This window comes from Streptomyces sp. Ac-502, from assembly GCF_045222935.1.
GTDB classification, from domain to species: Bacteria; Actinomycetota; Actinomycetes; order Streptomycetales; family Streptomycetaceae; genus Streptomyces; species Streptomyces monomycini.
In genome coordinates this window covers 1-22313 of sequence record NZ_JBHFFO010000011.1, presented here as the reverse complement: position 1 = coordinate 22313, position 22313 = coordinate 1, and the positions used below count along the sequence as shown (strand labels likewise).

Here is a 22313-nt window from a genome sequence, read left to right as displayed (position 1 = left end):
CATGTACGTCCCCGCTGCCGAGACGGCGGCCTCTTTTGTCCGCATTATCTCCGCACTGGAGTCCTGCGGGTCACGGTCCGCGTACGTAAGATCACACAAGGCGAAGTTCCAGTGTCCCGCGCACGAGGACCGCGAGCCCAGTCTGGCGGTCGACTACAAGGCGGCCGACCGGAAGACGGTCATCTACTGCCACACCGGGTGTCACCCCGCAGACATCATGTCCGCGCTCGGTATGACGCTGGCTGACCTGTACGACGACCCGATGCCCGAGGAGAAGAAGACCCGGCAGCGCATCAGTATCCCGCACGCCCGTCGCACCTCCAGGACCGCCCCTAAGAGCAAGCCCGCCGCGAAGACGACGAAGAAGCAGCGGCCCGAGTGCAGCGGCCGCTACACCGAGGTTGCTCGGTACGCCTACGTCTCTGCGGACGGTGAGCTGGTCGGCACCAAGGTTAGACGGGAATGCTCCGGATGCCCGGTATGCCGCGCCGACGGCGTCAAGCCCGGAAAGCGCATCTCCTGGGAACGTCCGGCGGACGACGGAATCGGCACCGTGCGCCGGATGCCGGAGAACCCTCCGCTCTACCGCACACCGGAGCTGGCCGCCGCGCCGAAGGGATCGACGGTCTACCTGTGCGAGGGCGAGAAGACGGTAGAGGCCGCCGAGGCGTACGGACTGCTGGCCACCACCAAAGCCGGGTCTGCCTCGACCCGCTGGAACCCGGACCACACGCCCCTGCTCGCCGGGCAGCACGTCGTCATCCTGGCTGACCGGGACACCGCCGGCTACAAGTCGGCCCATGACGCCCGTGACGCGCTGCTGGCCGAGGCCGCCTCGGTGACCGTGCTCCAGACGCCGCTGGAGGCCAAGGGCGCCGACCTGGCCGACCACCGCGCCGCGGGCCTGGCCCTCGATGACCTGGTGCCCGTGCCCGAGCCGGAGGAGGACACCGGGCAGGCCGCCGGCGACGAGGGCGGTGCCCAGGTGCTCACGCATCCCACCGCGGCCGCCGCCCCGCAGGAGCCCGCCGCCCTCCGGCTGTACGAGGGCGAGCCGATCCCCGGCGACGACGGACGGCCCAACCGCCGCGATCAGTACGCCATCCGGCACGGCGAAATCGTCAAGGTCACCCGCAAGCCGGTGGGCGAAAACGAGGACGGCAGCCCGCAGTTCGACGTCAGCTTCGACACGGTCCTGGGCTGCGTCGCCCAGATCGTGCGGGTGGAGACCCGCGACCTGGGCGACGCCAAGACCCACAAGCCCGCTGCCGTCCCCGGCCGTGAGGACGACGAGGACCAGGCCCTGGTCGACGTCGCCGACACCCCGCCCACCACCGGCTACGTACTGCAGCTCATCCACCCCAAGCGCCTGGACCGGCCCGCCCTGATGAGGGTGTCCCGCAAGTCCTTCGATGACGGCTCGTGGCTGCATGACCTGCCCTGGCCGGACGTGTACACCCGCCCGGCCACCCGCAGCAACACCGCCCAGCTCGCCGCCGCCGTGCGCGCCGTGTCGCCGGACGCGGTCCGCGTACCGGTCTACGCCGCGACCGGCTGGCGGCGCACCGAGGCCGGATGGATGTACGTGCACGCGGACGGCGGGATCACCGTCAGCGGCCACCTACCGCTGCGCACCCGCTTCCCCGGCCGCCTGGCCCTGATGGCACTGCCGGCCCCCACCACCGACCCCGCCCGCATCCGCGAGGCCGCCATCGCCAGCATCTCCATCATGGACAAGGCGCCCGCCTTCGCCGTGGCGCCGATGCTGGGCCTGCTCTACCGCTCACCGTACGGACGGTGCCCGTCCTCCATCTGCCTGTTCGGGCTGCCCGGGTCGGCAAAGAGCGCCATCGGCACCATCGTGCTGCACCACTTCGCCCCGGAACTGGACCGCAACGAGTCCCTGCTGTCGATCAGTGACACCGGCTCCACCCAGCTCGGAGCGACCGAAGTCCTGTACCGCATGAAGGACACGCTGATCATGGGCGACGACTCCGCGCCCGACAAGTCAGTCAAGGACGCCGCAGTACGCACCAGCCGCCTGGCCCGTACCCAGTACAACGGCGAAGGCCGCGTGCGTATGCGGCAGGTCGACGGAGAGTCGGACCTGGACGAGCAGCGCGGCCCGCGCGGCTCCCTCATCCAGACCGCCGAAGTCCTCGCCTCGACCGAATCGGCCCAGCAGCGGATGCTCACGCTCCAGATGGAGCGCGCCGAAGTTGACATCGCCCGTCTGGTCGAGATGTCCGACCCGGCCTTCGCGCACAACTGCGCGCTGCTGATGGCCAGTTACATTCAGTGGATCGCCGCCGACTACGAAGCGCACTGCCGCACCGTGCGCAAACTCGCTGCGGAATACACCCAGCGTCTGCGCCCCTACGCCGGCGACCGCCCCGCCGAGCACCTGGGCCATTTCGCCAGCGGCTGGCACATGATGCTGCGCTATCTCCTCGAAGTCGGCGCAGCCACCCCGTCAGAAGCATCCCTGTCGTGGGCCAACGCCTGGTACGGCCTGCTGGCCGCCTGCGACCGGGAACAGACCCTGCTGGAGAACGTCATGATGCACCGACGGCTCTTGACCTACCTCGGCACCGCGTTCAACACCCACCGCGCCTACCTGACCGGCCCCGACGGCAAGTGCCCGGCCGACCGTGCGACCGCGCTGCGCTACGGCTGGTACGTCGGCGACAACTCCGCCGACGACCCGGCAGCCCTCAATAGCGGGCAGCCCATCCTGCGCGCCGGGGGCGTCCAGCTCGGTGTGGTGACCACCGTGGCCACCGAGGACGGCCGCCTGGAAGAACGGCTCTGGATCGACCACGACGCCGCCACCACCGTTGCGCTGCGCGTGGCTGCGGAACTTGACGTGCAGTTCACCGTCACCCCGAACGTTCTCACCGAGGCCCTGCGCCAGGCTGGCGTGATCGAGACCGAATTCGAGACGGTGAAGGGCGTCCAGCGCCGAGTCAAGCCGCGCCGCCAGATGCCCGGCGGCCGCCGTCGGGTGTGGGACATGCCTGCCACCGCGCTGACCGACCCGGACGGCGGGGACACCCCCGGCCAGCCCGCAGGCCCAGGCCGGCCGACCCCGCCGCCGGTCCCGCAGGCCGACCCGCTCTTCGACCTGTCCGCGCTGACCACCCCCGCCCCGGCCGCTGTGCCGGACCAGGCCCCCGTACTCGCTGCCCCCCCGCACCCGTACCGGCCCCTGCCCCGCCGCCCGAGGCGGTACAGCCGGTGGCCGCCGCGCCCGCTCCGGCCCCGGTCACCGCCGAACCTCCCCGCGCCGAACCCGCCGCGAGCGAGGATGCCGCCCCGGCCTCGGCGGAGCCTGCGGCCGGTCAGCTCGATGCCGACGACCTCCTGGAGGAGGCAGCCGCACCGCAGCAACCGGACGAGGACGAGGCCCCGGGGCGTGTGACCACGCCGTGGCGGGCTGCCGTCGCCGTCGCCGATGTCGACGGCCTGCACTTCCCGGACGGCACCACGGAGCCGCTGCCGCCGCTGGAGGAGCTGCACAGCGGCCGGTTCGCCGCGCTGGTGCACGAACTGGGCCTGGGCCACGGCGGTAAGCGCGGCAGTGGCCCCAGCGCCTCCCGCCGCCCCTCGGACGGACAGATCTACATCACGGCGGCGCTGGCCGAAGCCCTGGATCTGCCGATCCCCGAGGACGGCCCGGACACCGAGCGCCGCGCCTTCCTCGCCGCGCGCACCGATCACCCGTTCCTGGCCCGCGCACGTGCCGAGGGCTGGACCGTCGCCCGGTGGGGGACTCCTCTGCGGATCTACCGCGAGCAGGAGACCGGCCGTGCCCTCAGTGCCCAGCTCGTGATCGTCCCGCACCACGCGCCGTTCGGCGACCGCTTCCTGGACGACGACCCGGCCCCGGCGCTGCTCGCCCGGCGCGTGCAGCAGCTCGCCGACACCGTCGGCATCACCTACCGGCGCAGCGCGGCCGCCACCGGTCACGCCCTGCTGGAGGCCACCCGTCCCAAGAACGGCCGCCGGGCCGATCCGCTGGAGCGCGCCGAGCTGCCCGCCACCGTGCTCACCAAGGGGCGCCAGCTCTACGTCGCCAAGAACTGGGACCGGCAGCCGACCCCGGAAGAGCGCAAGCGCCGCTACGTGCTCGCCTACGACACCCGCGCCTCCTACCTGGCACCCTGCGGTTCCCTGGCCGTCGGGCGCGGTGACTGTGAACACCGCACGGGCGAAGTCGAGTTCGACCCGAAGGTCCCCGGCCTGTGGCTGGCCAAGCGCCCGGGGTTCGAGCACTCGCGCACTTTCGACCCGTTCGGGCCGGAGCAGCGGCCGGGCGTGCCTGCGGCCGGGGACGAGCGGCGCTGGTACTACACGCCGACGCTGGCGTACGCGGACAAGGACCTGAAGGCCGACATCAAGGTGTACGAAGCGCTGGTGTGGCCGGACCACTACCGGATGCTCGAACCCTGGTACACCCAGCTCTCGACGGCCCGCAAGGGCATCACGCCCGGCACCGAGCAGTGTGTGTCCGCGACGGTCAAGGACGTCTACACCCACAGCATCGGCCTGTTCAACTCCGATCTGCTGCTCGGTGCCCCCGGCGTCAAGCCGGAGGAGATGGACCCGAAGGACCTGCCGCTGACCTTTAGGCCCGACGTCCAGCAGTCCATCCTGGCCGCGCAGCAGGCCAACTTGACCCGCACCATCACGCGCGTGGGCGAGACCTGCGGCCTGTGGCCGATCGCGGTCAAGACGGACTGCCTCTTCTACGTGGTCGATGACCCGTGCTTCGAGACGGCCGTTCCCGGGCTGAAGCTGGAGTCCGCCGGCGGGCCGGGGCAGCCGATGACGCTGGGCAGCTACAAGCCCGAGGGCGCCGCCCTGGCGGAGGACGTCTTCGCCCACCTCAAGCCCGGCAAGCGCTGGTTCCCGAAGGCTTCGGCTTTCACCGCCCCTGAGGACTGGAGCGTCTGATGGCCATCAAGGACCAGCGTCAGGTCTTCTGGCGCGCGTGGATCGGCGACGAGCCCCGCACCACCCGCGAGCGCGTGGACCTGGTCGGCGGAGCCGAGGAGGCCGCCCGCCTGGCCGGTGTCACTCCCCGGACGGTGAAGGACTGGATCCGGCAGGAGGAGCGTGCGATCCCCCGTACGGCCGCCGACGCGGTCCGGACGTACGGCGACGTCACCGAGGCCGCGCGCGCGGCCGGTGTCACTCCCCGGACGGTGCGGGACTGGATGCGGGCCGAGGCCCGCGGCGAGCCCATCGGCGCCCGCAAGGCGCAGCACATCGCCAAGCTCACCGGCGGCGCGGCCAAGCGGCACCTTGACGAGCAGCGGCCCAGGGGCAACCGCGCCAAGCTCGCCGATGCGGTGCTCTCCTCTCCGGCCGCACGGCAGAACGCCATGAGCAGCCGCCGCGCGGCGCGCATGTCCACCAGCGGGGCACACCTGTCCGTGAACGCCAAGGTGAAGATCGATACCGGCCGCCGGCCCGACGAGCGATGGCGTCAGATCAGCCTGAACTTCAAGGACGACGTGATGGCCGAGCCCACGAACGCGTTCTTGAGCGGCGATGACGAAGGCGTGGTCGACAAGCTCAACGCTGCGTTCGGTGATCACTACGCCCCCGGCACCGACTGGTCCTTCGGTGAGTTCCGGTCACTGGAGATCAAGGAGTTCGGCGCCGGGTCCGGCGGCACGTTCCCGCTCGACTGACACCGCACAATCCGTACAGACCGAAGGTCGCCACCTACCCAGTGACGGCCTTCGGTCTGTACAGCGGCAGTTGGTGCCCAATCTCTCCGAACAGTCATCGTCAGGGTTCCCTGACGGCTATATTGCCGTCAGGGAACCCTGACGGCCGTTCCGGCCGCAGCGGTACGGTCGGACAAGGAGCTGGTGATGGGCTGGGTTCACGACGACTACAACAGCGACCACGAAGGGCACGTGGTCGCTGTCCTGCCGGACGGCACCAGCGCCCCCGCGGACGTCTGGGAGGACGGCGAGGCGGCCGACGCGCGTGACCTGACCTGGGCGTGGAGTCTGAAGTACGACGGCGCCGACGGGCGGCCCCGCGCGGCCGGCATCCGGACCGTGTGCGCCTGCGGGTGGGAGGGACCGCGCCGCCCGGCCGACCCTACCGACCCCGAGGCGGCCGAGGCGGGCCTGTACGAGCAGTGGCTGCACCACGCCGAAGTCGCCCTCTCGCGCACCCTCCCGGAGGAGATCCAGCGGCTGGTCAACGAGCTGGAGGAAGCTGTGACCGGCTTCTGCGCGGCACCGACCGAGGGCCGGCCGGAGGACTCGCGCCCCCTGGTGGCCCTCTACGCCGCGACCCTGCTGCGCCAGGACTCCGAGCGCTGGCAGCAGCTCGCCGTACAGGCCGCCAAGAAGGACTACTCCTGGGAGGAGATCGCCCGCCCGCTGGGCACGAGCAAGCAAGCCGCCTGGGAACGCTTCCGCGACCTGCCGTAGACCGCGTCGCCGGGACGCGGTGGTACGCCAAGCCGGCGCCCCGCCTGTGGCGAAAGCCGCACGGCCGGTGCCCAGTTCTGGGCAGCCACCGCGCCGCCACCAGCCGGCTGCTGTCGAGACCTCCTGACAGAAGGACTGTGATGGACACCCTGACGCGGCACCGCAACATCCGGCTGAACAGCGATCTCCTGTACCCCATCGCGGGTGACTTCGCCGGGATGCTGGGCCTGTCTGCCCAGCAGGTGAGGGAGTCGGGCGCCGCTCACGAGCTGGGGCACGCGGTCGCCCACCTCGCCCAGGACGCGGGTGTTGAGTGGCCAGAGCTGGACGGGTTCGTTGTTCGGGTATGGACGACGAAGATGTGAAGCCGAAGCTGCTGGACGGATGGCTGCGTACGGAGTTTCAGAGGCTGGTGATGGCCGATCCCGAGCAGGCGTTGAGCTTGGTAGATCAGCTGGTACTGACGATGCACTCCGAGGCGCTGGCGGCGACAGACGCAGCGCGCAGAGCTGGCCTGGGTTGGCAGGAGATCGGGCGGGCCCACGCGCTGCTGGAAGACGCTGGAATTTTGCTGAGACAGGCCGCGGCCGTGCTGTTGGGGCTGCCAGCCGCCGACCGGGCCGCCGAGACGGAGATGGTGGCGCAGGCGCTCGCGGAAGGAGATGCCGAGGAACACCAGGCCGTCATGCCGGAACAGCGCTTGGAGAACGACGTATGGACGGCTGCGGTTGAGCGGTTTCAGGGGAACACGAGGATCAAGGTGTTGACCGACGGCGCACCTGTATCCGGACCGCTCCGGTCAGGCGGCTTCGGGCATCACGTAGCCGTGGGCGACATCGCGGCGTTCAGCGGGGCGGGCCCGGCCGCGGGTGAGGCGCCTTGTCATCAGGGTGATGCAGGCCCAGGTGATCAGTGATTCGCTCATCTCGGGCAGCCGTTCGTGGGTGACACCGACATCGACTACGGCCTGCTGCACGACGAAGCCGACACCGTCATCGAGTGTCACTGGAAGAACCTGGCGGCCGCCATTCCTGTCCTGCTCGCCTCGGGCCGGATGACCGGTGACGAGCTGGGGGCCTCGTGGGCCTGCCGAATCCGGCCCTCCCACCGGGCACCGCCTGACCCGCGGGCGCACGTAAAAGGCCGGCGCCCTCAGTCTGCGCGCGAGCGCAGGTGGCACGGGCACCGGCCAACCCGAATCACCTGGGGACCGTACTCACGACCCACAGGAATTCGTCTCCCATCGTACGGCCCGTACGGCCCGTGCGGGGCAACACTCCGGGCCTGCCGGCGATTGCCCCGGTGGGCAACTGCCGATACAGTTTTTTCACACTGCTGTGTGATCGTCCCGGACCACCGAGGCGACGTCGCCCGGCGCCCGCCCGTCTTCCCGTACGCCCGCCCTGGAGCCTTCGATGATCCGTGCCGGCCGCCGTCACCTGGTGCGCACCCTGGCCGACCTCGCCGCCGAGCGCGGTGTGACCAGACGCAGCTACCTCAACCGCAAGGACTACCGCGCCGACGACTTCCCCGCGCCGGTCAGCTCGCCGGACGCTCAGACCCTGCTCTACGACGCGGAGCAGACCGACGCCTACTACGCCGGCGACCCCGTCCCCGCCCTGCCCGAGCAGGACGACGACGCCGATTTGCTCGACAAGCACGAGGCCTCGGCCGCGCTGTCCCGCCCGGTCTCGCCCCGGTCCTGGGACGTGTACAAGAAGGACGCGGCCCTGGCCGACCACATGGTCAGGGCCGGGGGAGTGGAGCACTGGCCGCGGGGCGTCGTGCGCGCCTGGGACCAAGCGCGCCCCGGCCCCGGCACCGGCGCCGGCGGGCGCCCCCGGCGCTCCGGCGACCAGGTCCCGCGCGACGAGATGCCCGCCCGCATCCAGGCCCTGCTGGACGCCGATCCGGCCATCACCGCGGCCACCGCCGCCGACCAGCTCGGTGTCCACGAGTGGACCGCACAGCACGCGCTCTCTTTCGCCCGCGCGGACCGCATCGCCGAACGCCTGGCCGGCCAGCCGGACCTGACGCCGCAGCAGGCCGCTGCCGACCTCGGCTACCCGGCCGCCGCCGTACGGCGCGCCGTTGCCCTCGTCCCGGCCCAGCAGCGCATCCGCGAGATCACCCCGTACCTGGCCACCGTGGCCGACGCGCTGGCCGCGGCCGGCATCCCCGTGACCGACGGCCCGCACGCCCTGGTCCTCGATGCCACCGCGGTCGCCGCGACGCTGGTCCTGGGCCCCGGGGCGCCCGTACCGGCGCTGGTGTGGGACGAGCGCTACGGCTGGTACACCTCCACCAGCCGCCGCCATCCCATCCCCGGCCAGGCCCACGGCGAGCCGCCCGCCGGCGCCGGCATCCGCTACCTCGCCCGCAGCACGACGCCCGAGCCGGACGACGTCCTGGCCGCACTCCGCGACCGCCGCAAGGGCAGCCGTACGCCGCGCACCGCCCGGTCAGGGAGAATCGGGCAGTGACTACACCCACGTTCAGCCAGCCCCACCGCGACCGTGCCCTGGGGCGCGGCGTAGCCCAGGTCATTCCCACCCCCACGACGCCGGTGTCACCAGCCGACCGGGCCGCCGCCGCGCTCGCCGCACTGGAGACCGTGCCCGTGCACGTCGGCGTCCTCCAGGCCGCCGTGGCCCTCCTGGACGACGTCGCGCACACCGGCCCGGACGACGCTGTCCAGGCCGCCGCCCGGGCCACCGCCGAGCGCCTGCGCACCGCGATGTCCGCCGGCTGAACCGCAGTACAGCACCGTGGAATTGCCGGTGCAGGGAAGGTGCACGCGGGTGTGCGCCCCCTGCACCCCACGGCACGGCACAACGCCGGTATTCAGCCACATCGGCGCCTTTGTGCCATCTGCCAGCAATCCCGTCTCCTCCTCCCCGCAGTCCGGCTACACAAGAAAGGCTGGGGCGGTGTGCGGCTGTCCCGGCCTGGGGGAGGGCTGGACGGTTGCTGACCATCAATCTTGCGGTACTGCTCGCGATCATCGTCTTGGTGCGGCTGCGGCGACGTACGCACTCGCGCAGCCGCTTCGACGAGAAGATGACCGTTGTCATCGTGCTGGCCCTGGGCGTGCTGATCGCCCCCACCCCAGTAGGCCAGGGCATCCTCAACGTCCTGGGCCAGCTCGCCAGCGGCCTTACCCAGGCCAGCCGGTGAGCCCCCGCACCCGAAGGCGGAGGACGTCTGCGGCCAGGCGCCCGCCGGCGCGGCGGCGCACCCGCAGGCCGGGCAGGCGGCGCCAGCGCGCCGAGGACCAGTTGATCGTCCTGCTCGCGGCCGCGGTCCTGTCCGTCGCCCTGGTTGTGGCCGCCGTCGACTGGCTGCTGACCCACTGGTGGTTCCTGGCCGCTGCCGCCGTCCTCGCGGCGCTGACCGGCGGCGGGTGGCTGTACCGCCAGCGGCACCGGGCACGGTGGGAAGCGGACCGCACCCAGGGCCTGCGCTACGGCCTGGCTCAGATCGACGCCCTGCACCACAGCCGCTTCGAGGACGCGGTACGCGACCTGATGCGCCGGGACGGCTGCCGCGACGCCCTGCGCGTCGGGGGCGGCGGAGACCTGGGCGCCGACGTGAAGGCCACCGACCCCTACGGACGGCGCTGGGTCATCCAGTGCAAGCACCGCCGCAACGGCGCGGCCGGCTCCGCGGTCGGCACGCCGGACCTCCAGGTCCTCAACGGCACCGCGCGCCAGGTCCACGGCGCCGACATCGCCGTGATCGTCACCAACGGCCGGGTCAGCGCGCCGGCCGTCGCCTTCGCCAAGCAGCAGCGCCTGCACGTGGTCGACCGCCACACCCTCGGCGTATGGGCGGCCGGCTCACGGCCCCTGTGGGAGTTGCTGCGCGCCGTCCCGCCGCCCCGCAAACCCTCTGCCTCCTTGTGAACCGTCCCGCCCCGCGAAGGACGGCCGCACCCAGGTCAAGAACGGTCAGATCGTCCGTCGCTGACCACCCCGCCAGCTGGCCGCACAGGCCCCATCGCGCAGGCCTGCATCTCCTCGGCCAGGCGATCGCAGGGTGGCATCCGCCCTCTCGCTGCCCCGCCGTCATCGAAGGGCGGTGGCGGGCTGAATGCGCAGTGGCCCGGTCCGTACGGACCGGGCCACTGCCGTCTCCACTACCCGGGCGGCATCACTTGTGGATGATCACGCAGGCGCGGCCCCGGTACCCCTTCCACTCGCTGCACAGCCGTGTCCCGTTCGCGAACTTCCGCTTCAGCGTCCAGGTCCGGTAGTCGTAGTCCCGCTCCCGGCCGCCGGCGAACGACGTCGAGAAATTTGTGTCCTGGTACGGCTGAAGCTGACGGACACCGTGCCGGGTCTCCATCACCAGCCGCGCCTGGGCCTTGTAGCGGTGCGGCGAACGGCTGGTGGTCACGCTCTTCACGTACAAGCCGCTCCCGCGCACGGTGATGTGATTGGCCCCGCGCTGCGCGTGCCCGGTGGCTTCAGCCGGCGTCTGCAGCATCGCGAGGGCCACGACGGCCGCCACTCCCGGAATGATCATATTTCGCATACCTGCTCAACGCCGCTGCCCCCTGGCCGGAACGGCCACCGGCGGGCCATCACCCGACAGGGTCAACTCGCAAGCAGTGACGACATGTTGCTACCTCGGCTACTACTGGCATTCCGCCACGGACAGCCAGCCGCGAAAACCAGCCAAGTGCTGTCCATTCAATAGACATGTCCATTGAATGGACAGCATGATGGTGGAGTGAGTACAGCACGAGAAAGAGCCCTGGCCGCCCTGCGTGACTGGTCCGCCCCCGGTCGGCGAGCAGCCCTGGTCGCCGCGGCCTGGAACGCCGGCGCAACCAACGTGGTGGAACTGGCCGAGGCCGCCCGCGTCGGCAATCGCCAGACCATCTACGACGACCTCAAGTCCCGGGGCATCAACATCCGCAACCGTCCCAAGGAGAAGACCATGGCCACGCCCGTATCCGTCGAAGGGCTCGACGGCATCCACGATCTGGACGACAACAACAGCCCCCTCGCCCGGGCCACACTTCGCGCCCATGACGACCGCGCCTCCACCGCCGAGGCCGCCCGGCTCTTCAACCTGAGCCTGGCACTGGGGCAGTACAACGCCCTGCGTGCCTGCCTGGCCGCCGAGGAAAACGCCCGCGCCGAGCGCGACCGCGCCCTGCACCTGGTCGAACTGCGCTGGGAATCCCTCGCCGACCCCAACGCCAAGGGCAGCTGGCTGCACGGCCACCAGGCGTACGTCCGCGCCGTACACGAGGCCCGCGATGCCATCGACGCCTGGGACGCCGCGCTCGCCGAACTGTCGCAGGCACCCTCCCTCCGTCGAGGCCCGGGCCACAACCGGCTGGCGGACGCCTACGAGCAGCACATCCTGACCGCAGGTCACCCCCGGTGTCCGTGCCCGACGACATCACCGAGACCCGGGCCGAGGCCGACCGGATGCGCGAGGAGCTGGAAGTCGCGCACTCCCGCCGGCAGGCCCAGGCCGCCGAGACGCTCGCCCTCACGGGAGCCTGACCCGTGGACCGCGCACGCTTCGACCGCTTCCTCATCGATGACGGCCGGCACCTGCTCAAGGTCGTCATTGACGAGGACGCCTCCGCGGCCGCCGGCACCGCCCGTTACCGGGCGCACTGCTCCTGCGGCCGGATGCCCGCCCACACGCCCGGCACCGGCCAGCAGGCGCTGGCCGCCCACCTCGCCCACGTCAGCACCCGCCTCGGCCCCTCCCGCGGCCCGACCTGGCTGCCCGAGGGCGCGCGCATCGTGCTCCTGATCCTCGGCTGCGCCGCGCTGTTCGCGGGCAGCGTCGCCGCCGCCTTCGCCCTCGACCAGGGCCTGCGCCTGGACTCCCCGGCCTCCCAGCTCGTACGCGTCGCCGGCGTCCTCCTCGGCTACCTCCTCGCCGCGGCCCTGATGGTCGCCGTCCGCCGCTACATCGCCCCCACCCGCGCCTGACCCTCCGACGACCCAGCAGGTACCAGATCCGAGCCCCACCAGCCAGAGCATCGACCGAAAGGCAGCACCGTGATCACCAACCTTGCCCCGCTCGACATCGAGGGGTTCACCGGCGTATACGAACAGGCCGACGCCGAGTGCAAGAAGGCCATCCAGCGCTGGCGGACCGCCCACCCCGAGGCCGACCCGCACGGCGAGGAAGCCCACGCGGAGGGGATGCGGCTGGTCGCCCTGATGGACACCACCACCCGCTACGCCGATGTCCGCGACCGCCTGGCCCAGGAGCAGGTCGCCCGCACCGAGCGCGACCGCCTGCTGGACCAGGTCGAGCGCGCATGGGAGGCGCTGGGCACCGCATCGTCCTGGCTCGCCGCCCACCACGCCTACACGCTCGCGGTCGATGAGGCCCGCATCGGGATCGACATGTGGCGCGAGCGCGCCGAGTGCGCCCTCAAGCGCTCCTTCTTCTCCTCCTCCCCGAGGGACGAGACCGCCTACCGCCAGATTCTGGAGGCCGGCCACCCCGCCCTGGAGGAGGAGCAGGCCGAGCTGGACCCGGCGCCGGTGCAGACCGCCGACCGCCTGCGCGCCGATCTCGACTCCAGCCACGAGTACCGCCGGCAACTGGCCGCCGAAACCTGGGAGCTGGCCGTCATCGGCCGTCCGCAGAACGGCTGACGACGGACACGGGCAGCAGGCGCGAAAGACCGAAGCCGACCAAGGACCAGGGAGACGACAGTATGAGCATCACGATCGAGAACACGTACGGCACCGCGCACAACGTGAGCCCGAACAATCCGACGCATGTCACGAGCTGCGATCGCTACCGCCTGCCGCTCGTCGGCACCATCGCCCCCGGGAACCCGGGCTACGAGGACATGGTCGAAATCCTCAAGGAGAACGGCCACGACACCCGCCCCGAGGGGTACGGGCTGATCTTCCTGGAGTCCGAGGAGTTCAGCGCGACGTACTTCGGGTCGATCGAGCAGATCGAGCAGTACAAGCGCGAGAACGTCGACGGCACAGCCACCTTCGATGCCTCGCAGGGCGTCATGTACGCACAGTGGCCCCACGGCAAGGGCTGGGACGACTTCCTCCCCCGCATCTTCTGGAACATGAAGGCGCGGGGTGCGATCGAGGACGGCGTCGGACTCGTCACCGCCTTCGCGCACCCGGTGACTCCCGGCGCCGAGGTGATCGTCTACGAGTTCGAGGGCCGGTGGCTGCCTGACCAGGACCCGATCCACATGGTCACGTACCACTGCACTGCCTGCCACCTCGACACGTTCCACAACGGCGGCCACGTACACGAGAACACAGGTCCGCACGACCGCAGGTGGGCAGCCCGGCAGGCGCGGCAGCACATCGTCAGTGCCGCGAAGCATGGCGTGAACCGCGACGGCCAGTCGTCATGCCGACCAGCCGACCCCGCAATGCTGCGCACAGTCAACGCCGTCGCCAAGGACAAGCTTGGGCTGTCGCACAACCCCCTGCCCAACACCGACGATGCGTACTGCGCCACCAAGGGCCCGTGTTCGATCATCCGAGAGCTGCGCGCCGGTGTCCGCCCGGCCGTATACCGCACCTGACATACCGCCCGAAGTCATGGGGAAGGTCCCGCAGCCGTTGGAGTCGGCTGCGGGACCTTCCCCATGACTGTATGGCGCGGCACAACGTCATGAGATGGCACAACCAAGCTCCGGCCTTTCGCGTGCGCCGTGCCGGTGTGTCGCTTGCAGGTCGTGACCTGACCCCTATACAGTTTTCTCGTTGGTCGGCAGTGGCAGCCGCCAACACCCGAAACACCAACCACACCACAGGAGTTCACAATGGCCATCACGCCGTACCTCGCCGACAACCTGGCCCCCCGCCCGAACGCCCGCAACACCGAGAGCATGAAGCGGGCCTTCGCCCGTCTCGCCGCCACCGCCTGGACCCCGCTGGGCGGCTACCCGGGCAGTGACGTCCGCTGGCCCGTGCGCTGCGAGCTGTGCGGCACCACCGTGGCCGTCTTCTACTCGCACATGCGGCGCGACCGCGTCCGTCACCGCGGCTGCCTCCCCGTCGCCCAGCGCCCCGCCGCCATCGCGGCCTGGGTCACCCAGCAGAAGAACCAGGCCGACACCCCGGCCTGACCGTACGGCGGGGCGCTCCGGCCCGGAGCGCCCCGCCCCGCCCGTCCGTTCTTCTGCTGAAAGGCCAGCCACCATGACCCGCGAACTTCTCACCGTCCGGCGCCTGCTGGTCGATGACCGCGGCCACTCCCGCACCGAGATCACATTCCCCGACGTCGCACGGCGCGGCAGTCAGCGCCGCGCCGCCGCCCAGCACCTGGCCGGACTGTTCCCCGTGCAGGTCGAGCGCCCCGCCAGCGAGCTGTACCACGACTGGGGAACCCGTATGCGCGACGGCCGCCCCACCCTGCGCCACGAGACCCGCCGCCTGATCGTCTCCGGCCCCGAACGCGACGTCGCCCGGGTCTGCGTGGCCCTGACGCACTGCCTGGAGCGCGCCGAACAGCTCACCACCCTCGCCGTACGCCGCGCCGGGCGCTGGCTGCGCACCTCCGCCTACGCCGCCGACGCCCTGGAGTACGAGGACGCGGCCAGCCTCCGCGCCCGCCGCCGCACCTTCCGCCGCGACGTCTACGAGACGGTCGTCAGCCACCTGCGGCAGATGCCCATGTGGTGGGAGACCTACGATGAAATCCCGCCCTGGACCCAGGCCAACGCCTACGCCGCCCAGGTATCCCTGCGTGGCACCGGCGCCTACCTGCATCTGCTCGAACTCATCCCGCGCGCCGAGGCGGAGCAGCTGCTGGCCGACGCCCAGCGCACCGTCGATCCGTACCGGGCCCAGTGGGAAGCCGAGCAGGCCGCCATCCACGACCGCGAGGAGCGCGCCGCCTCGATCTGGGAGGACACCTCTTTCGAGCGCGACGTCCCGCGCGACGCGCACCTGGTGCCGGCCGCCTGCCCCGACCCGCGCCTGCTGGGCCAGCTCCAGGACGAGCCGGTCACCGTGGCCGAGGCCCTGCCCGACGAGCCGCGACCGCAGACCCGCCAGCCCGAAATCGCCGTCGCCCGCGCCCCGCGCCGTCCCTCGAACCGGTGGAGGCCGCGCAGCGCTCACGCCAACTGGGCGCGCTCTAGGGCACGGTGGGCCCATGCGTCCGCCATCCGCCGCCGTCGCCGCCTTATGCCTGCTCCTGGTGACTGGTGGCTGTGCGACCGTCAGTCCGCAGGGCACCCCGGAGCCTCACACCCCGGCCACTTCCGCCCGCACCTCGGCGCCAGCCGTGCCCAGCCCCGACCCGCCGCACATCCTGTTGGTCACCACCCCACCGGCCAGCAGCCGCCCGCCCGCCCCCGCCCCGGCCTCGGCGGCCGCCAGAGCCACCCAGACGCCGCACCCCGAACCGCGCACCGGCCAGCCGCACACCCGCCAGCGCCAGTACGTACGCCCTGCACCGCCCCGCCGGCGCCCGTCGGCAACCCGAACTTCGCCCCATCGCGCGGCCAAGCACCGGCACGCCCGGCCGCAGACGAACCGCCCCCGGCCGCGGCCTCGGGCACCGCGACGTCCGCACTACGACATGCGCACCGTCTGCCGGATGGCGCAGGGCATCGTGGACGCCTCCGTCATGGCCGCCTGCAAGAGCACCTACCGCCGGTGAACGCCACGCCCAGCACTGCCCGGGGCCACATCTTCGCGGCCTTTCTCGCGAAGCCTGCCGTGAAACCGGGGTACACCGCGCTATCGTGAGTGTGCGGCCTTCACGGCCGTGGGCCCGGCTCGCGGCCCGGTTCGTCTGGCCCAGACCGGACGAGCAACACCGAAGGTGCTCCGCGCCGAGCCACCCTCCACATCACATCACCCTTGCTGGCCTCGCTCTTGGCGGCCGGTGAGTCTGGGATCACCGCGAGCCGCGGAAGAGAGCTGGAGATGCCAAAGAACCACGCGAGGAAGAAGGCCCTCGCCTCCCTCAAGAGCGCGCTGGACATCAAGCACGCCTGCGCCATCGCGCTCCTGGACCACCCCGACACCGACGAGCGGGAGACCCTGGAGCGGTACCTGTCGGAGTACGTCGACATCAACACCTACCGCGAGGCAGTCGACTACCTCCGCCAGGAGCAGGCCGACCCGCGCAACCAGATCATGTGCGACCGGTGCGGCTGGACGAACGGGATGGTCTGCCCGGAGTGCGCTAAGGGCTGCGGGTGCGATTACGAGTGCCCCGGCTGGAGGCACGCGGAGATGCGGGCCGCGACCGGCGACTACGACGAGGACGACGACCCCAACGCCTGCCCGGAGTGCGGGGCCGGTGGCGGGGGCGACCCGTACGGCGAGTGCTGCTGCTACGAGGACGAGGACGACGAGGACCAGGTCGCGTGAGCGTCCGCGACGTCCAGGCCGTCATCGCCGCGAGCGGCTACGCGCGCCACGGCAGGCCGCACGGCGGCAGCGCCTTCCGGGCCTGCACCTGCCCCAAGGTCGGCTGCGGAGCCGTGGCCGACGGCAGCGAGCGCGACGACTGCCCCGAACACCGCCTCGCCCCGGCGCAGCTCTGGCACTGGTCGGCCGAGTGCCCGCAGGTCCTCGCCGCCGCGCGGACAGCCGTCGGGCGGGGCCTGGCCGTCTTCCCGCTCCCGATCGGCGGCCGGGTTCCCGAGCGCGGGTGGCAGCGACAGGCGACCCTGCTGCCCGAGCGGCTGCCCGAGCTGCTGGCCGGGCGAGGGGTCGGCGTCGGCTGCCGGGCCTCCCACGTCGTCGTCCTGGACCTCGATGTGCACGGCGACGACGACGGCCCCGGCGTGCTCGCCGCCCTGGCCGACCGGCTCGGGGAAGCGGTGCCCGCCACGTTCACCGTGGCCACCCCGTCCGGGGGCCGGCACCTGTACTTCCGGGCGCCGGCGGACTGCACCATCGGCAGCATCTCCGGCGGCCGTACGGCGCTCGGGCCCGGGATCGACGTCCGCGGCCCCGGCCGCCGAAGCGGCGGCTACCTCGTCGGACCCGGCTCCGTCGTGGGCGGCCTGCCGTACCTCATCGTCCGCGACGTGCCGGTGGCGCCGCTTCCCGCCTGGATCGCCGACCGCCTCGGAGGGCTCTGATGCGCTACTTCCGCAAGTCGCTGCAGAACATCCTGGGCCTGTGCCAGTACAACGTACGAGCCTTCACGAACCCCGAGGTCGACGCCATTGAGGAGTACGACGACCAGGTCCCCGTCCCCGCGCCTTTCGAGCTGGAGACCCTGCTCGCCGACACCGACGACACCGCCGGCGCCTTCCGCAAGCGCGCCGAGGAACTGACCCGCTGGCACGACGCCCTCACCCGGCTCCTCACCGACCCCCGGCTCAAGAACACCGGCGACGACGAGGAGCCCTACAGTCCCGCCGTCCGCCGCTTCCTCAAGGGCGCCGCGGGCGACTACCACCGCCACCGGCACGGGTACGAGTACGCGGTCACCGTCTGGGCTCTCGGGCTCCAGGCCCCGACCAGCTACCCCCCGGAGACCCGGCATCTGCACCTGGCCACCCGGGAACTCAGACTCTGGGACTGAACGACACGGGCAAGCCGCCCGGTGCCCCCTGTGGTTTTCCGCAGGGGGCACCATCACGTCCAGACGCCACGCGCCGTCCGGGCGCAGCGGCGGCCGCCACCGCCGGGCGCGCCGCCACCGGCCACCACCCGCCGTACCGGCCAGGGTTCAAGCCGCTCCCCGAGGAGGGAGGACGGGGTGCTGCGCACCCCGGACAGCCGCGCGCTGCGCGCACGGCACGGGCGCAGCGAACCGCCGCCCGACTGCGCGGCGGCACCGAAGAGACGCGCGCTGCTCCGCAGCGACAGCGCGCGGACCTACGGCCCGCAACCGCCTGCGGCGGGACACCCGGCCGCTACGCGGCCCCAGCGACACCGGGCGCTCCGCGCCCAGCAACGCCGCGCACCGCGACCCGCGAAAAGGCGGTAGGCCAGTAGGCCACCCCCAGAACACGCCCGTGACCTGCGTCGATACCCCGCCCGGCACCCCCTGGCCTACTGGCCTACAGGCCGGTGAAAACACACCCCCTCAGAGCGCGCGTCACACCCACACCGTGTGCACTAGATGCGATACAGTTATCTCGTTGGTCGGCAGTGGCAGCCACCGACAACCCGAACCACCACGAACCACAGGAGACACCCATGAACATCTCGAACAGCGCACACCGCTCTCCCACCGGAGATGCCATCGCGGCGGCTCATCACCTGCTCACCGACATCACCGTGAGCGCCGCCCCCGGGCGGCACACCCTGTTGCTCTCCGTCCCCGCTCCGGACGGCACGCCCAAGATCCGCGAGGGCGAATTCAGCGTCTCCCCCACCGAGTTCGCCACCATCAACGCCATCGCCGCAGTGCGCTACCTGCTCGCGACCGCACTGCGCGACGTCGCCACCGCCGGTCTCGTCATGCGCAGCGAGCACCTGACCGGGCCGTCCACCGTACGAGGATGGGTACTCCATGACGGGCTCTTCCGCCCGCTCACCCAGGGAGAGGTCTTCACCGCCTACACCACGGACTGCATGACGGGAGAGGTGATCCCGGCGGAGCCCGGCATGTCGTACCAGGCCGGATTCCCCGTAAGCACTGCATCGCTGGCCATCGGCCTGTCCGCCGACGGCCACCCGACCGGCCTCCCGACCCTCGCCAGCGACTACCGGATGCTGCTGCGCCAAGCGGGCAAGCCCGAAGTCCGGTGCCCCGTCACGCAGGCCCATATGCTCTCGGACCTCTCCCTGCTCCTCCCCGGCGACGACACCCGCGCCTACACCCGGGGTCAGGTGATCCACGTGGAAACCGACATCGAGGACCTGCCGTATGCAGAGGTGATCTACGCGCCGGTTACTCCCTGATCCGCCCGCACACTGTGCCCCGTACGGCCTGCCGTACGGGGCATTTCCATGCCCGTGCAACGCCCCGCAGCGCGGACCGCGAAAACCCTGTAGGCCAGTAGGCCAGCCCAGAAACACGCCCGTGACCTGCGGCGACACCCCGCCCGACACCCCCTGGCCTACTGGCCTACAGGCCGGTGAAAACACACCCCCTCAGAGCGCGCGTCGCACCCACACCGTGTGCACTAGATGCGATACAGTTATCTCGTTGGTCGGCAGTGGCAGCCACCAACAACCCGAACCACCACAAACCACAGGAGACACCCATGCAGGACAAGCGCCCCCTTTCCCCCGCGATGATCACCATGCTCGTAGCCGCACTCGCCGACCCGGAAGAACGCCACCTCCTTCGGGGCCTCACCGGCACGGCGGTGGCCCTCATGGTCCGGGGCCTGGCCACCAACCCCCGCCACGAAGACCACCCCCACCTCACCGCCGAAGGCATCCGCCAGGCCCGCCTGCTCGCCGGGCGCAGCCCAGCAGCCCGCCCGGAACCTTCCGACACCGTCAGCCCCAAGGCACTCGCCCGAATGCTGCTCACCGACAGCGGCTACACCGTGCACGTCACACACTCCGGCACCCGGCACACCAAGACCGTGACCAACGAGCAGGCCGTAAAGGCTCTGACGTACCTGCTCGCAACCGTGACCCCCACCGTCCCCCCGCTGAGCATCCCCGCAACCACCTACACCGCCGAGCTGGACGGCGCGGTCGTTCTCCACTACGGCCTCAACAGCAGCTCCGACTTCCGGCCCCTCGTGCCCCGCGCCCAGCCCTCGGCCGGTGACGACCAGGCCGTGCCGCAGCTCTGACCAGACCGGCGCCCCTGTCCCTGGCGGCCGGCACTTTCGCCGCGACCCCAAAACTCCCGCCCCCTGTGGTTTTCCGCAGGGGGCACCATCACGTCCAGACGCCACGCGCCGTCCGGGCGCAGCGGCGGCCGCCACCGCCGGGCGCGCCGCCACCGGCCACCACCCGCCGTACCGGCCAGGGTTCAAGCCGCTCCCCGAGGAGGGAGGACGGGGTGCTGCGCACCCCGGACAGCCGCGCGCTGCGCGCACGGCACGGGCGCAGCGAACCGCCGCCCGACTGCGCGGCGGCACCGAAGAGACGCGCGCTGCTCCGCAGCGACAGCGCGCGGACCTACGGCCCGCAACCGCCTGCGGCGGGACACCCGGCCGCTACGCGGCCCCAGCGACACCGGGCGCTCCGCGCCCAGCAACGCCGCGCACCGCGACCCGCGAAAAGGCGGTAGGCCAGTAGGCCACCCCCAGAACACGCCCGTGACCTGCGTCGATACCCCGCCCGGCACCCCCTGGCCTACTGGCCTACAGGCCGGTGAAAACACACCCCCTCAGAGCGCGCGTCACACCCACACCGTGTGCACTAGATGCGATACAGTTATCTCGTTGGTCGGCAGTGGCAGCCACCGACAACCCGAACCACCACAAACCACAGGAGACACCCATGTTCGACCTGGACAACACCGAGTTCGCCATCGTCGTTAATCCCGACGGCACCTTCGAGGCAGGCGAGTGGATCCCGATCCCCCGCACCAAGGTCCGTGAGCTGTGGGCACTCGCCGGATGCACCCGCCCCGGCGTCACCCTGACCAACAGGCTCACACTCTGGGCAGGCATGTCCAAGTGCTGCACCAGCCAGCCCCGCAACCCTCTCGCGTCCGCCCTCGCCGCCCTCTACCAGCCGACCCGGACCGACTACCACGGCGCGGTCCTGCTGACCGGCGGCGGAGACCACCCGCACCAAGGGCTGACCGCCGACCAAGTAGACACGATCATCGGCCGGTTGACCGAACTCGCCGCCGTCGACCTGCCCCCCGCGCCGGACACCCCCCGCAACATCACCTTCCCCTCCCCCGGCCCAACGCCGACTGACCACCCCCGCCCCCGGGGCCAGGCCCCGGGGGCGCCCCATAAACGGGAGGGAAACCCAATGCAATTCACATACATCGGCGACTGGTGCACAGAGTCCCCCGTATTCACTTCCGCTTTCGCGGTAGTAGCGGAAGGCGAAACACCCGGCCACGCCAGAATCGCAGCAGCCGCCGCCGTAATGAACCAGTACCCCGAAACCGAAGTCACCGACCCCCGCGACTTCTGGACCGACGACAAAGGCGCCTACCTCATCACCGCCTTCATGGGTGACGTGACCTCCCTACTCGTGGCCGAGCACCCCGTAATCCGCGCCTAGAAAGCCCCTGAAGGGGCGGGGGAGTGGCACCCCCGCCCCACCCGAGACACCACCCGAAGGAGACCCGTGGACACCCGACAGACCGTGATCCGCATGTTCATGCGACCCAGCGTGACCGTCCGCACCGAAGGACGCGGCGCCGTCCTGGACACCCGGCACACCAAAGCCGTCATCAGCGCCATGGAGACAGAGCGGGACAGCGAGGCTGACGCCCTCACAGAGCGCGGCTGCTCCCCCACATCCGTACGCGCCCGGAAGTGGAAGCCGCGCTCCGCAAAGCTCGACCTCAAGCCCACCAAGCCCAGCCCGCCGAAGCCGTCGACCACCCCCTACGCCGCCGGATCATGGGTCACATGGACCCACCCGGACACCGGGCAGAAAATGGCCGGCATCGTCTCCCGCGGCGAGGCAGCGGACATCGGCGTCGGCGGGTACCCCTACCGCGCCATCATCCCGAACGACGGCAGCGACATCCTGATCATGCGGCCCCGCCCCGGAACGAGCGTAAAGGATGGCGAATGGATCGCAATTTACGACTACGGAATTTCTGCGCAAATCCAGCCACATTCGGTCCAGCTCGAATTTAGCGAATAGCGGAAACCCTCGTAATTCCCCCGCCCCCTGCGGGGGAATTACCAATCCGCGAAGCGGATTAGAGTCACTTACCGCAACAAAGGACGGCCCGCAAGGAAGCGACGAGGGCAGCGAATTCCGCTTTAGCGGAATTCCCGCATAGGCATTCTGCGCGATG

The 22313-nt window shown here is 71.1% G+C and carries 25 protein-coding genes; 23 read left to right on the top strand and 2 right to left on the bottom strand.

Annotated features, from left to right (window positions below):
• Position 1: 1 nt before the first annotated feature.
• The 10 genes from ACEXOX_RS46470 to ACEXOX_RS46425 all read left to right on the top strand — a co-directional run bounded on the left by ACEXOX_RS46470 (position 2) and on the right by ACEXOX_RS46425 (position 10363).
• Complete coding sequence (locus ACEXOX_RS46470) at positions 2–3421, top strand: hypothetical protein (RefSeq protein ID WP_406526740.1); 3420 nt, start codon at positions 2–4, stop codon at positions 3419–3421.
• A complete protein-coding gene (locus tag ACEXOX_RS46465; RefSeq protein WP_406526739.1) occupies positions 3418–4956 on the top strand; it encodes a hypothetical protein in 1539 nt (512 codons plus the stop codon). Before ACEXOX_RS46470 ends, ACEXOX_RS46465 begins: the two co-directional genes overlap by 4 nt.
• Positions 4956–5699: a hypothetical protein gene (locus ACEXOX_RS46460; RefSeq protein WP_406526738.1), complete on the top strand. Its 744-nt coding sequence runs from the start codon at positions 4956–4958 to the stop codon at positions 5697–5699. Before ACEXOX_RS46465 ends, ACEXOX_RS46460 begins: the two co-directional genes overlap by 1 nt.
• A gap of 186 nt (positions 5700–5885) precedes the next feature.
• Positions 5886–6458: a hypothetical protein gene (locus tag ACEXOX_RS46455; RefSeq protein WP_406526737.1), complete on the top strand. Its 573-nt coding sequence runs from the start codon at positions 5886–5888 to the stop codon at positions 6456–6458.
• A 140-nt stretch (positions 6459–6598) separates the two neighbouring features.
• The gene (locus tag ACEXOX_RS46450) at positions 6599–6823 is read left to right on the top strand and encodes a hypothetical protein (protein WP_406526736.1); all 225 of its coding nucleotides are present in this window, start codon (positions 6599–6601) and stop codon (positions 6821–6823) included.
• Positions 6805–7374: a hypothetical protein gene (locus ACEXOX_RS46445; RefSeq protein ID WP_406526735.1), complete on the top strand. Its 570-nt coding sequence runs from the start codon at positions 6805–6807 to the stop codon at positions 7372–7374. The genes ACEXOX_RS46450 and ACEXOX_RS46445 overlap by 19 nt, the downstream gene beginning before the upstream one ends.
• A 499-nt stretch (positions 7375–7873) precedes the next feature.
• Complete coding sequence (locus tag ACEXOX_RS46440) at positions 7874–8941, top strand: DUF6292 family protein (protein WP_406526733.1); 1068 nt, start codon at positions 7874–7876, stop codon at positions 8939–8941.
• Positions 8938–9210 (top strand): hypothetical protein, encoded by a 273-nt coding sequence (locus ACEXOX_RS46435; protein WP_406526732.1) that lies wholly within the window; start codon positions 8938–8940, stop codon positions 9208–9210. The genes ACEXOX_RS46440 and ACEXOX_RS46435 overlap by 4 nt, the downstream gene beginning before the upstream one ends.
• A gap of 215 nt (positions 9211–9425) precedes the next feature.
• Entirely contained in the window at positions 9426–9635 is a 210-nt protein-coding gene (locus ACEXOX_RS46430) for a hypothetical protein (RefSeq protein WP_406526731.1), read from the top strand.
• 101 nt (positions 9636–9736) lie between these two features.
• Positions 9737–10363, top strand: coding sequence for a restriction endonuclease (locus tag ACEXOX_RS46425; RefSeq protein ID WP_406526730.1), 627 nt, complete (start codon positions 9737–9739; stop codon positions 10361–10363).
• Between the two features lie 247 nt (positions 10364–10610).
• On the opposite strand, the gene ACEXOX_RS46420 is transcribed toward ACEXOX_RS46425, so the two are convergent.
• Together ACEXOX_RS46420 and ACEXOX_RS46415 are read right to left on the bottom strand one after the other, a co-directional pair.
• On the bottom strand, positions 10611–10985 hold the full coding sequence (locus ACEXOX_RS46420; RefSeq protein WP_406526729.1) for a hypothetical protein: 375 nt from the start codon (positions 10983–10985) through the stop codon (positions 10611–10613).
• 111 nt (positions 10986–11096) lie between these two features.
• Positions 11097–11849 (bottom strand): hypothetical protein, encoded by a 753-nt coding sequence (locus ACEXOX_RS46415; RefSeq protein WP_406526728.1) that lies wholly within the window; start codon positions 11847–11849, stop codon positions 11097–11099.
• A 5-nt stretch (positions 11850–11854) separates the two neighbouring features.
• Between ACEXOX_RS46415 and ACEXOX_RS46410 the strand changes: the two genes are divergently transcribed.
• From ACEXOX_RS46410 to ACEXOX_RS46350, 13 genes are all read left to right on the top strand, one after another.
• Entirely contained in the window at positions 11855–11980 is a 126-nt protein-coding gene (locus ACEXOX_RS46410; protein ID WP_406526727.1) for a hypothetical protein, read from the top strand.
• Between the two features lie 3 nt (positions 11981–11983).
• The gene (locus tag ACEXOX_RS46405; RefSeq protein ID WP_406526726.1) at positions 11984–12421 is read left to right on the top strand and encodes a hypothetical protein; all 438 of its coding nucleotides are present in this window, start codon (positions 11984–11986) and stop codon (positions 12419–12421) included.
• Positions 12422–12490: 69 nt separating this feature from the next.
• Positions 12491–13099 carry a hypothetical protein gene (locus tag ACEXOX_RS46400; protein ID WP_406526725.1) on the top strand — a complete coding sequence of 203 codons (609 nt, stop codon included), beginning with the start codon at positions 12491–12493 and terminating at the stop codon, positions 13097–13099.
• Between the two features lie 62 nt (positions 13100–13161).
• On the top strand, positions 13162–14010 hold the full coding sequence (locus ACEXOX_RS46395; RefSeq protein ID WP_406526724.1) for a hypothetical protein: 849 nt from the start codon (positions 13162–13164) through the stop codon (positions 14008–14010).
• A 240-nt stretch (positions 14011–14250) separates the two neighbouring features.
• Positions 14251–14556 (top strand): hypothetical protein, encoded by a 306-nt coding sequence (locus ACEXOX_RS46390; protein ID WP_406526723.1) that lies wholly within the window; start codon positions 14251–14253, stop codon positions 14554–14556.
• A gap of 73 nt (positions 14557–14629) precedes the next feature.
• On the top strand, positions 14630–16186 hold the full coding sequence (locus ACEXOX_RS46385; protein ID WP_406526722.1) for a hypothetical protein: 1557 nt from the start codon (positions 14630–14632) through the stop codon (positions 16184–16186).
• Positions 16187–16366: 180 nt separating this feature from the next.
• Entirely contained in the window at positions 16367–16816 is a 450-nt protein-coding gene (locus ACEXOX_RS46380) for a hypothetical protein (RefSeq protein WP_406526721.1), read from the top strand.
• Positions 16813–17535 (top strand): bifunctional DNA primase/polymerase, encoded by a 723-nt coding sequence (locus ACEXOX_RS46375; protein ID WP_406526720.1) that lies wholly within the window; start codon positions 16813–16815, stop codon positions 17533–17535. The genes ACEXOX_RS46380 and ACEXOX_RS46375 overlap by 4 nt, the downstream gene beginning before the upstream one ends.
• Entirely contained in the window at positions 17535–17984 is a 450-nt protein-coding gene (locus ACEXOX_RS46370) for a hypothetical protein (protein WP_406526719.1), read from the top strand. The genes ACEXOX_RS46375 and ACEXOX_RS46370 overlap by 1 nt, the downstream gene beginning before the upstream one ends.
• Positions 17985–18604: 620 nt before the next feature.
• Positions 18605–19312 (top strand): hypothetical protein, encoded by a 708-nt coding sequence (locus tag ACEXOX_RS46365; protein ID WP_406526718.1) that lies wholly within the window; start codon positions 18605–18607, stop codon positions 19310–19312.
• Between the two features lie 305 nt (positions 19313–19617).
• On the top strand, positions 19618–20163 hold the full coding sequence (locus tag ACEXOX_RS46360; protein WP_406526717.1) for a hypothetical protein: 546 nt from the start codon (positions 19618–19620) through the stop codon (positions 20161–20163).
• Between the two features lie 655 nt (positions 20164–20818).
• Entirely contained in the window at positions 20819–21562 is a 744-nt protein-coding gene (locus tag ACEXOX_RS46355) for a hypothetical protein (RefSeq protein WP_406526716.1), read from the top strand.
• 66 nt (positions 21563–21628) lie between these two features.
• On the top strand, positions 21629–22156 hold the full coding sequence (locus ACEXOX_RS46350; RefSeq protein ID WP_406526715.1) for a hypothetical protein: 528 nt from the start codon (positions 21629–21631) through the stop codon (positions 22154–22156).
• Positions 22157–22313: the final 157 nt, after the last annotated feature.